At 67.2% G+C, this 10,893-nt stretch carries 9 protein-coding genes; 5 read left to right on the forward strand and 4 right to left on the reverse strand.

Features of this window, described 5'->3' with window-relative positions:
• Positions 1-264 precede the first annotated feature (264 nt).
• Positions 265-888 (forward strand): CatB-related O-acetyltransferase, encoded by a 624-nt coding sequence (locus tag RJ1_RS43550; RefSeq protein WP_073370676.1) that lies wholly within the window; start codon positions 265-267, stop codon positions 886-888.
• Position 889: 1 nt separating this feature from the next.
• On the opposite strand, the gene RJ1_RS43555 is transcribed toward RJ1_RS43550, so the two are convergent.
• On the reverse strand, positions 890-1,156 hold the full coding sequence (locus tag RJ1_RS43555) for a hypothetical protein (protein ID WP_073370679.1): 267 nt from the start codon (positions 1,154-1,156) through the stop codon (positions 890-892).
• 255 nt (positions 1,157-1,411) lie between these two features.
• Between RJ1_RS43555 and RJ1_RS43560 the strand changes: the two genes are divergently transcribed.
• The 3 genes from RJ1_RS43560 (at position 1,412) to RJ1_RS43570 (ending at position 4,165) form a co-directional block, all read left to right on the forward strand.
• Entirely contained in the window at positions 1,412-2,326 is a 915-nt protein-coding gene (locus RJ1_RS43560) for an AurF N-oxygenase family protein (RefSeq protein WP_073370682.1), read from the forward strand.
• Between the two features lie 98 nt (positions 2,327-2,424).
• Positions 2,425-3,387: an ATP-binding cassette domain-containing protein gene (locus tag RJ1_RS43565; RefSeq protein ID WP_073370685.1), complete on the forward strand. Its 963-nt coding sequence runs from the start codon at positions 2,425-2,427 to the stop codon at positions 3,385-3,387.
• A gap of 34 nt (positions 3,388-3,421) precedes the next feature.
• The gene (locus tag RJ1_RS43570) at positions 3,422-4,165 is read left to right on the forward strand and encodes an ABC transporter permease (protein WP_073370688.1); all 744 of its coding nucleotides are present in this window, start codon (positions 3,422-3,424) and stop codon (positions 4,163-4,165) included.
• Positions 4,166-4,234: 69 nt separating this feature from the next.
• Here the strand turns inward: RJ1_RS43570 and fgd are convergent, their stop codons facing one another.
• Entirely contained in the window at positions 4,235-5,242 is a 1,008-nt protein-coding gene (gene fgd / locus RJ1_RS43575) for a glucose-6-phosphate dehydrogenase (coenzyme-F420) (RefSeq protein ID WP_073370699.1), read from the reverse strand.
• A 55-nt stretch (positions 5,243-5,297) separates the two neighbouring features.
• Positions 5,298-5,639: a YidH family protein gene (locus RJ1_RS43580; protein ID WP_073370691.1), complete on the reverse strand. Its 342-nt coding sequence runs from the start codon at positions 5,637-5,639 to the stop codon at positions 5,298-5,300.
• A gap of 92 nt (positions 5,640-5,731) precedes the next feature.
• Here RJ1_RS43580 and RJ1_RS43585 point away from each other — a divergent pair, with 92 nt between their 5' ends.
• Positions 5,732-6,691: an alpha/beta hydrolase gene (locus RJ1_RS43585; RefSeq protein ID WP_073370693.1), complete on the forward strand. Its 960-nt coding sequence runs from the start codon at positions 5,732-5,734 to the stop codon at positions 6,689-6,691.
• Here the strand turns inward: RJ1_RS43585 and RJ1_RS43590 are convergent.
• Positions 6,647-10,893: non-ribosomal peptide synthetase (locus tag RJ1_RS43590; RefSeq protein ID WP_073370696.1), on the reverse strand; the 4,247-nt coding region annotated here is incomplete at its 5' end. The two genes, RJ1_RS43585 and RJ1_RS43590, sit on opposite strands and share 45 nt — an antisense overlap.

Genomic DNA, 10,893 nt, shown 5'->3' on the forward strand with positions numbered 1-10,893 from the left:
GGCCGGCATCACCGCCGGCCTCGACACACCGCAGCCGCGCAGTGAACTCCCGCAACTCCTCCAAATCCGGCGCCCCCACAACCAACCTCCCCCAAGGTCGTTCGAAACTTTGTTCGACTCTAGCAAAAGGCCGTGAACAATGGCAATAGCCGTGCCCTCGAAAAGCACCTGCAGCACAGGGCCGTACGGCGCTATACAGGAGATCGCGCACGCCTGCGCCGAGGAATGGAGAAGTAGTTGCCCACGAACGCCGCGCCGGACCCGATGACCCTGCATCCCGTTGCGGGACAACCGCGGGTGGTCCTGTTGAAGCCGCTGATCGACAACCCGCTGATCGAGGTCGGGGAGTACAGCTATTACGACGAACCCGAGTTCGCGGACGAGTTCGAAACCCGCAACGTCCTGCACCATTACGGCCCGGACAAGCTGGTCATCGGAAAGTTCTGCGCGTTCGCGACGGGGACGACGTTCATCATGAACGGCGCGAATCACCGGATGAGCGGAGTCTCGACGTTTCCGTTTCCGATCATGGGAGGGTCATGGGCGCAGCACGCCGATCTCCTCGCCGATCTGCCGTCGCGTGGCGACACCGTCGTCGGCAATGACGTGTGGATCGGCGGCAACGCGACGATCATGCCGGGGGTGCGCATCGGGCACGGCGCGATCGTGTCGACCGGTTCGGTGGTGACGCGGGACGTGCCGGACTATGCCGTCGTGGGCGGGAATCCGGCGGTGCACATCAAGGATCGTTACCCGGAATCCGAGGTCGCCGCGTTGGCGCGCATCGCATGGTGGGATTGGCCGATCTCCGTCGTCACCGACCATCTGCGGACCATCGCCGCAGGAACGGTCGAGCAACTCCAGGAGATCGCCGCCGGACTCGACTGAGTCAGGCGCATTCCGCCGGCTGCGCCTCGGCGTCCAGGTCGAGTTCGCCGTCGTCCACGAAGACGAGCCGTCCGTCGTCGAGAGCGACGGCCCAGCGGTGCACGGGCGCCCAGTCGCGTCCGAGAAGCCCCTCGGATTGGGAGAGGTCCGCGAAATCCTCGATCACGACACCGGGCACGGAACCATCCGGGTCGCGCCGGACCTGCACTCGGGCGCCGACGACGAGTTCGCGACTGCCGGACTGCGCGTCGCTCTTCTGATCAGACATGGGTTCATTCCGCTTTCTGCAGGGTGGATGCCAGGGCAAAGGGATCACCTGGCCCGCTGCCGAAGCTCACTACAGACGATCGGCAAATATTGAGCAAGCCCTGTGTTCGAGTTGTGGGGATGATCACCGAGGCATTGACGCCGCAGTGACCACCTTGAGTTTGTCCAGTATTTGTACATAAAGACTATTGACGTCAAGCCCCTACATCGCCATGATTATATGTAACTGCTGGTCACAATGACATGGAGGACACTCATGGCACGCTCGACGCTCGCCCTCGGCAATCCGAAGATCACGGATCGCCAGGACACCGGCGCCCGGCTCCTCCAGTCCTCCGCGCGGATGTCGTACGACCCGACCGTCGAAGTGGACTGGGACGCACCCGTCCCCGCCGACCTGTACGGGCTCACTCCCGAGTGGTCCACGCTGTACGGCACACCGATGTGGGACGAGATGACGTTCGAACAGCAGATCACGCTGACCAAGCACGAGGTGTCGTCGATCATGGGCACCGGAATCTGGTTCGAGATGATCCTCCAGCAGATGGTCATCCGTGACATGTACGCCAAGGACGCCTCGCAAGCGCATTTCCAGTTCGCGCTCACCGAGGTCGCCGACGAGTGCAGGCACTCGGTGATGTTCGCTCGCACTGCGGAGAAGTTCGGCTGCCCCTCCTACGTTCCGCGCAAGTCGGTGGTCACCCTGGGGCGCGGGTTCAAGGCGCTCGCCTCCGGCGAGGTCGCGTACGCGGGCATTCTGATCGCCGAGGAGATCCTCGACGTAATGCAGCGGGACTGGATGAAGGACACGCGGGTGCAGCCGATCGTTCGCGTCACCAGCAAGATTCACGTGGTCGAAGAAGCAAGGCACATGCGTTTCGCCCGGGAGGAGACCCTGCGACGCGCCGAGGGCATGAGCAAGGCGCACCGCGCGGCCAGTCGGGCCTGCATCGCGATCGCGTCGAACCTGATCGTGTCCAGCATGATCAATCCCGCGGTCTACGCGGCGGCGGGCCTGGACACCGAACGCGCGCTGCGCGAGGCGAAGAACAACCGGTTCCGGGCCGAGAAGATCCGCGAGAGTTCGCAGCCGCTCATGCGATTCCTGGACGAGGCCGACCTCCTCGGCGGACCGTCCCGGTACCTCTACACGCGCGTGAACATGCTGTGATGAGCTGACTTTCGAAGTCCCGAGAGTGTAGGACCGAAGCTGTCCTCAATCGTCTCTAGATTCGGTGGAACGAGCCGCGACGACGAATTGGGGACGCGATGATCCGCACCGAAGGACTGACGAAGCACTTCACGCAGGGCAAGAAAACGATCGAGGCGGTCCGCGAGGTCTCCCTCGACGTCGCCGAGGGCGAATTGGTGGCGCTCCTCGGACCCAACGGCGCCGGCAAATCCACCACCCTGCGCATGCTCACCACACTGCTGCCGCCGACCGCCGGCCGAGCGCTCATCGCGGGTTTCGACGTGGCGACGGACAGGGACCAGGTGCGCCGCAGCATCGGGTACGTGGGGCAGGGCAACGGCGCCGGACACAACCAGCGAGTGCGCGACGAGCTCGAGACCCAGGGCCTCTGCTACGGCATGACGAAACAGGCGTCCCGCGACCGCACGGACGAACTCCTGAACGACCTCGATCTGACCGACCTGGCAACCAGAAAGGTCAGCACGCTGTCGGGCGGTCAGCGGCGGCGCCTCGACATCGCCCTCGGTCTGGTTCATCGGCCGCCGCTGTTGTTCCTGGACGAGCCGACCACCGGCATGGACCCGCAGAGTCGCGCCAACCTGTGGGATCACATCCTGCGCCTGCGCCGGGAGATGGGCACGACGATCGTGCTCACCACGCACTACCTCGAAGAGGCCGATTCGATGGCCGAACGGGTGGTCGTCATCGATCACGGCACCGTCATCGCCGACGACACCGCGGTGTCCTTGAAAGCCGAACTGGCCGGCGACCTGATCGTCCTGTCGTTCGCGGACGAAGAATCGGCGCGCGAAGCCGCGGCCGTGGTGTCGCAGGCGTGGGGCGTTCGCGACGTCGACCTCACCGGAACCGCGGTAGCCGTCCGCGCCGAGCAGGGCGATGTCGTGTTGCCGGAACTGTTGCGTCTCAGCGAATCACGTGGACTCCGCGTCCTCACCACAGACCTCACGCATCCCACGCTCGACGACGTCTTCCTCGGTCTCACCGGCCGCAGTCTGCGCGAAACCAGCGCCCACGCCTGACGTCCCCCCCACACCCTTCCGGAAGGAAATTCCTATGCACGGCATTGTTCGAGACAGCGTCATCGTGATGAACCGGGAACTGCGACCGACTCTCCGAGACCCGGTCAGCGTCGCCTTCAGCCTCATCCAGCCGCTCATCCTGCTCGCCCTGTTCGGACCGCTGTTGAAGGCCGTACCGGGGATGGACGACGGCGTGTGGAACTGGTTCGTTCCCGGCGTCCTGGTGATGATCGCGATCTTCGGCACCACGATGACCGGGTCCAACCTGTTGCTGGAGATGCAGCAGGGATCGCACGAGCGGATGCTGGTGACCCCGCTGCACCGGTCCGCGCTGCTGGTCGGGCGGGCGTGCAAGGAGATGGTGCCGCTCGCCGCGCAGGCGGTGCTGATCGTACTCATCGCGTTGCCGCTCGGGCTAAATCTGAACGTGGCCGGCGCCGCGATCGGGATCGTCCTGCTCGGCGTGTTCGGCATCGGCCTCGGGGCCCTGTCCTATGCGCTGGCATCGGCTGTACGTGAACAGGATTGGTTGTTCTGGGTGGTGCAGCAGACGCTGATGTTCCCGCTGCTGATCCTGTCGGGGACGATGCTGCCGCTCGACGACGCCCCCGGGTGGATGCGCGCACTCGTGGCGATCAACCCGCTGGGGTACGTCGTGGACGCGGAGCGCGCTCTGTTCGCGGGTCAGCTCTGGTCGGGTGAGGTGCTCGCCGGGGTGGTCGCTTCGGCCACCGTTGCGGTGATCGGGCTGGGAGTCGGGATCAAGAGCATGCGGTGACGCGCTCCTCGCTCGTGCGTGGTTGACGAGTCCCTGCACTCGTCAACCACGCACGGGCGGCGGAGCCGCCTACCCCCGCAGCCGCGGCGCGAGGTCGCGCTCGAACAGCTCCAGGAACCGCTTCTGATCGTGCCCGGGAGCATGGAACACGAGGTGATTGAGCCCGGCATCGAGATACGGCCGGATCTGCGCCACCGCCTCGTCCGGATCCGACGCCACGATCCACCGCTTCGCGACCTGCTCGATCGGCAACGCATCCGCCGCCTTCTCCATCTCGATCGGATCATCGATACTGTGCTTCTGCTCCGGCGTCAACGACAACGGCGCCCAGAACCGGGTGTTCTCCAGCGCCAACTCCGGATCCGTGTCGTACGAAATCTTGATCTCGATCATCTTGTCGATCTCCGCCACATCCCGGTCCGCCTTCACCGCGCCCTCCGCGACCGCCGGCATCAACTTCTCCGTGTACAACTCCATGCCCTTACCGGACGTGCAGATGAACCCGTCACCGCTACGACCGGCGTACCGGGCCACCACCGGACCACCCGCGGCGATGTACACCGGAATCCCACCCTCGGGCACGTCGTAGATCGACGCCCCCTTCGTGGTGAAGTACTCACCCTCGAAATCGACCCGATCGCCCAGCCACAGCTCCCGCATCAACCGCACCGACTCCCGCAACCGCGCGAACCGCTCCTTGAACTCCGGCCACTGACCCGCGAAACCCGTCGCGATCTCGTTCAACGCCTCACCGGTACCCACCCCGAGCATGATCCGCCCCGGATACAGACACCCCATCGTCGCGAACGCCTGCGCCACCACCGCCGGGTTGTACCGGAACGTCGGCGTCATCACCGACGTCCCCAACTGCAACCGCTCCGTCCGTTCCCCGACCGCCGTCATCCACGCCAGCGAGAACGGCGCATGACCGCCCTCGTGCCGCCACGGCTGGAAATGATCGGACACCGTCGCCGAATCCATCCCGTGTGCCTCCGCCAGAACACCCAGCTCCACCAACTCCCGCGGACCGAACTGCTCCGCAGACGCCTTGTAACCGAGCTTGAGTTCGTGGGCCACCGTGTACTCCTTCGTCTTCACGTCCGGTTCGCGAGATGCAAACCTCTTCTGCAGGTTAGAGCGCAGCCACCAGGCTGGCGACCGCCGCTCCCAGTGCCACCACCGTCAGTGTCACCGCGAACAACCACAACTCGTGGGGTGGCGGCATGGGTGCGCCGTCGCGGAGGGCCTTCTCGACCTGGGACCACCGCCGCATGCCGACGAGGGCCGCGGCCGCCGCGAGACCGATCAGGATCAGGCCCAGAGTGGTCCGCACCCACCCGGTGCTGAATTCGGGGACGAGGTGGATCATCGCGATACCGCCGGCGAGGAGCGCGAGCGAACTCCGCATCCACGCGAGGAACGTCCGCTCGCTCGCGAGGGTGAAACGCTCGTCGGGCCGGTCGTTGTCGGTCACCGAATCATCTTTACACCGGTTCGCCTGAACTGCACCAAGCAGGTACCCCGCCGTCCTAGATTGGAAGGGCAGGCCACAGCCAGGGGGCGTCCATGCGACCGTTCGAAGCTCTGCGATCCACGATCTCTCTGCGCGTATGGGCGGCGTTGCTGCTCGTCATGTCCGCGTGGGTCGTTCTCGCCCCGCAACAGGCCTCGGCTGAGCCCCGTGTCACCAGGGTGGACGTGTATTCGGAGTCGATGGGCCGCTGGGTGGCCAATGACGTCCTCTCTCCCGCGTCGGGCGGTCCGGCGCCCACCTTCTACCTGCTCACCGGGATCGGCGGCGGGTCGGACGGCATCTCCTGGTTCAACAACACCGGTGTGCGGGACTTCTTCGCCGACAAGCATGTCAACGTGGTAATGCCGATCGGCGGCCAGTACAGCATGTACACCGACTGGAACACCGACGACCCGGTCCTCGGCCGGAACAAGTGGCAGACGTACCTGACGAGCGAACTCCCGGCCGCCATCGACAGCCGGTTCACGACCGCCGGGGTCAACGCCATCGGCGGGGTGTCCATGGCAGGCAGCGCGGTGCTCGACCTCGCGATCCAGGCTCCGGGTTTCTACCGTGCCGTCGGTTCGTACAGCGGGTGCGCCGCGACGAGCGGACTGCTCGGCCAGGCGATGGTGCGGTCGATGGTCGAATTGCGGGGCGGTGGCAACGCCGCCAACATGTGGGGTTCCGTCGCGGATCCCCGGTGGCGCGTGCACGATCCGATGCTGAACGCCGAACGTCTGCGTGGCACAGAATTGTTCGTCTCGAGCGGCAACGGCCTTCCCGGGAGTATCGACAACCACGACCCCGTTCTGGTGGTGCCTCAGACGATCGGCGGCAGCGTCGTCGAGATGGTGACCAACGTGTGTGCGACGACGTTCCAGTCGCGGTTGCAGTCGCTGGGAATTCCCGCGACGTTCGCGTATCTTCCCCAGGGCACCCATTCGTGGGGGCTGTTCGAGACGGAGTTACGGCAGTCCTGGCCCGTCATCGGCGGCGCGATCGGGGCGTGACCCGAGGGAGTTCTCCAGGATCGGTCCGATGACCGCGAGCGCTTCCGGTGTGGTCATCCTCAGATGGTCGCAGTCCACCTTGTTCTCGACGATCACACCGGTGACGACGGGCTGCCACACGCTCGGCGAGGGTCGTTCGCCCTCCTCGCCGTCGGCGGACTGCGCGGCACTGAAGAACAGCAGGTCGCCGTCGAACACTCGCGGCCGGTATCCGGTGGAGATGTCCTTCGAGTTCTCCAGGCCGGTGCTGATGCGGCCGAGGAGGGTCGACGCGAACGCGGGGTCGCGTCCGAACGATCGGCCGAGCATCTCGACCAGTTGCTCGCGGTACGAGGGGCCCGCATCGCTGCTCTCGAACTCGACCCCCAGTCCGTGCAGCCACTCCTCGGCGTTCACCTCGAGGTCGCCGAAGTCGTCGCCCTCCGCGACGTAGCTGTCCATCATCGCGAGTGTGCCCACTTCGGCGCCGGATTCGCGGAGTTCGACGGCGATCGCCTGGGCGATCACACCGCCGAGGGACCAGCCCAGCAGGTGGTAGGGCCCCTCGGGCTGCACCGCACGCATCTCGACGACGTACCGGTGGGCGAGTTGCGCCATCGAGTCGAATGTCGTTCCGCCGCTGAGGATCGGCAGTTGCAGGCCGTACATCGGGCGGTCCGGCGCGAGGTATTTGACCAGTCCCGCGTATCCCAGTGCGAGTCCGCCCGCCGGGTGCACACAGAACAGCGCGGGTGTCGTTCCGCCGGCCCGGAACGGGACGACGACGCCGAGCACGTCGTCGGCCGGCCTGTTTCCGAGCACCGCCGGGTCGGCGATGCGGCGCGCGAGACCTTCCGGGGTCGGGTGGCGGAAGATCCACTGCAGGACGACGTCGGTGCCGAGCCGGTCGCGGAGCGCGGACACCACCCGGGTCGCGACGAGAGAGTTCCCGCCCAGTTCGAAGAAGTCGTCGTCGGCTCCGACGCGTTCGAGACCGAGGACGTCGGCGAACACGTCCGCCACTGCCTCCTCCACGGGGCCGGCGGGGGCCCGGAACCGTCGGGGCGCGAGTACCGGCGCGGGGAGTGATCGCCGGTCCAGTTTTCCGGTGCGGCCGACGGGCAACCGGTCGAGCACCATCACCTGAGTGGGCACCATGTACGGCGCGAGGTGGGCCCCGGCGAACCGGAGCACCTCGGCGGTGTCGAGACTCGCCCCGGCCTCCGCCGTCACGTATCCCACCAGCATGCCCCCGGTGCCGCCGTGCACGGCGACCGCCGCGCGACCGACGCCGGCGCAGCGTGCGAGTACTGCCTCGATCTCCCCGAGCTCCACCCGCTGTCCGCGAATCTTCACCTGGAAGTCGTTACGTCCCACATACTCCAGGCGCCCGATGTCGCTCCACCGCACGAGGTCGCCGGTGCGGTACATGCGGGAGCCGGGTTCGCCGAACGGATTCGCCACGAACGACGCGCCCGTCAGGGCGGAGCGGCGGTGGTAGCCGCGCGCCAGTCCCGGCCCCGCGACGTACAGTTCGCCGACCACCCCCACCGGAACGGGCTGCAGCCAGGTGTTCACCACGATCACGTCGACGCCGCGGCCGGGCCCACCGATGTTCACCGGTTCGTCGGGTGACAGCACCTCGCTGATCGTCGTCTGGACCGTAGCTTCGGCCGGGCCGTACCCGTTGAAGACGAAGCGCCCCGGGGTCCAGCGGTCCGCCAGCTCGGGTGGGAACCGTTCGCCCCCCATCGCGAGTATCCGCAGGGAGGGGAGGTCCTCGGGGCGGAGGGTGTCCAGGATCGTGGGTGTGAAGAAGGCGTGCGTGACGCGCTCGGCCTCGAGCAGTTCGGCCAGTTCCCTTCCCCCGAAGATTCTCGGCGGCACGATCACCAGAGTCGCGCCGACGGCGAACGCCATCAGCAGTTCGAACACGGACGCGTCGAAATTCGGCGACGCCAGGTGCGACACCCGGGCACCGTGCATCGACGCGAACCTTTCCCGTTCCTCCACAGCGAGATTCGCGAGACCGCCGTGCGTGATCACGACGCCCTTCGGTGTTCCCGTCGAACCGGAGGTGTAGAGCAGGAACGCGGTGTGCTCGACGCGCAGCGGACGGATGCGGTCGGCGTCGGAGATCGGGTCTGCGGAATGCGCAGTCGCCACGTCGGGGTCGTCGAGCAGCAGCCACGACACCACCCCGGGCAACCGGTCGCGGTGCGCCGTCACCGTCAACCCGAGCACCGCCCCCGAGTCCTCGAGCATTCCTCCGATCCGCGCGGACGGCAGCGCGGGGTCGACGGGCACGTAGGCCGCCCCCGATTTCGCGACCGCCCACACCGACAGCACCCATTCGATCGAACGCTGCATTCCGACCGCGACGATCCGCTCCGGGCCTACGCCCCGCCGGATCAGCTCCCTGGCCAGCCGGTTCGAGCGTTCGTCGAGTTCCCGGTACGACAGGGTGACGCCGTCGCAGGTCACCGCGGTCGTCCCGTGCCCGAGCGCGGCGCCGGCGGTGAGCACGTCCGGCAGGGTGCGTTGGGCAGCGGCGGGGAACCCGCGCATGGGCACGAGTTCGTCCCGTTCGAGGGCATCGAGGATGTCGAGGTCGCCCACCCGGATCGACGGGTCGCCGACCGCGGCGTCGAGCATTCGGACGAACCGGTCGGCCAGCCCGGCGACGGTGTCGGCGTCGAAGAGGTCTGTGGTGTAGGAGAACCCGGCCGTGATGCCCGCCGGTAACCCGTCGTCGTCGTACTCCTCGGACAACGTCAGCTGCAGGTCGAACCGCGCGATGGTCGCACCGAGGTCGATACCCTCCACCTCGACGCCTGGCAGCGCGAGGTCGGGACGCTCCACGTTCTGGAATTCGAGCAGCACCTGGAACAGCGGGGAGTGCGCCGTCGAGCGGGGCGGATCGAGCGCCTCCACCACCTTTTCGAACGGCACCTCGGCGTGGGCGTACGCACCGAGATCGACGTCGCGCACCTGGTCGAGCAGTTCTGCGAACGTACTCGCGTCGGAGACCAGCGTCCGCAGGACCACGGTGTTGACGAACATCCCGACGACGTCGTCGAGTGCGGCCTCGCCCCGCCCGGCGACCGGGGTGCCGACGGCGATGTCTTCGGAACCGGACATCCTCGCGAGGAACGCGGCCAGGGCGGCGTGCGCGACCATGAACACGGTGGACCGGTGCGCGGACGCCATCGACAACAGGCGGGCATGCAGACCGGCGTCGATCTCGAATCCGACCCTGCTCCCCACCGCCGACCGCTGCATCGACCGCGGGCGGTCGGCCGGCAGATCCAGCGCGGCGGGAAGACCCGCCAGTGCGCTTCGCCAGTAGTCCAGTTGCTGCGACACCAGCGAGAGCGGGTCGCGTTCCGATCCGAGGAGTTGTCGCTGCCAGAGCGTGAAGTCGGCGTACTGGACCGCAGGCGGGTGCCATGTGGGGGCCTGCCCGCCCGCCCGCGCGGTGTACGCCACCATCATGTCGCGGGCGAGCGGGACCATCGACACCCCGTCCGCGACGATGTGGTGCACCACGACGAGCAGGGCTCGGTCGGTGGCGGAGGTCTCGAACACGGCTGCCCGCAAGGGAATCTGTTCGGTGACGTCGAACCCCTCCGAGACCGCCGCCGCCAGCAGTTCACGCAACTCCGCGTCGTTCGACACCGTCGTGACGGGCAGATCCGGCACCGAATCGCCGGCGGGCAGGATCACCTGCACCGGTTCCGCGCCGGCCATCGGGAAACGGGTGCGGAGCGATTCGTGCCGCTCCACCACATCCGTGACCGCCGCCCACAGCGCATCCAGGTCGAGTGCGCCGGTGAGACGGAACGCCATCGCGATGTTGTAGGCGGATGAGGAGGTGTCGAACTGGTTGAGGAACCACATGCGGGTCTGCGCCAGGGACAGGGGGATTCGCTCGGGGCGCGGCACCGCACGCAGCTCCGGACGATCCGTCCGCACAACGGCTTTCGCCGCGCGCTCCGCGAACGCCACCACGGTCGGCGCCTCGAACAGGGCATGCACCCCGACGTCGACGCCGAGGGCGGCGTCCACCCGTGCGACGACCCGGGTGGCAGACAGCGAGTCTCCGCCCAGTCGGAAGAAGTCGTCTTCGGCACCGACCCGGTCGACGCCCAGGACGTCGCCGAATACGTCGGCGACGACGGCCTCGAACGGTGTGGCCGGCGCCCGGAACCGCTGGGCCGGCG

Origin of the sequence: Rhodococcus jostii NBRC 16295 (assembly GCF_001894825.1) — a bacterium.
Taxonomy (GTDB): domain Bacteria; phylum Actinomycetota; class Actinomycetes; order Mycobacteriales; family Mycobacteriaceae; genus Rhodococcus_F; species Rhodococcus_F jostii.

Bases quoted from the DNA above. Each gene is read 5' to 3' on its own strand.
- RJ1_RS43555 (WP_073370679.1), bottom strand. From the start codon at position 1,156: ATGTCTGATCAGAAGAGCGACGCGCAGTCCGGCAGTCGCGAACTCGTC.
- RJ1_RS43560 (WP_073370682.1), top strand. From the start codon at position 1,412: ATGGCACGCTCGACGCTCGCCCTCGGCAATCCGAAGATCACGGATCGC.
- RJ1_RS43550 (WP_073370676.1), top strand. From the start codon at position 265: ATGACCCTGCATCCCGTTGCGGGACAACCGCGGGTGGTCCTGTTGAAG.
- RJ1_RS43585 (WP_073370693.1), top strand. From the start codon at position 5,732: ATGCGACCGTTCGAAGCTCTGCGATCCACGATCTCTCTGCGCGTATGG.
- RJ1_RS43570 (WP_073370688.1), top strand. From the start codon at position 3,422: ATGCACGGCATTGTTCGAGACAGCGTCATCGTGATGAACCGGGAACTG.
- RJ1_RS43565 (WP_073370685.1), top strand. From the start codon at position 2,425: ATGATCCGCACCGAAGGACTGACGAAGCACTTCACGCAGGGCAAGAAA.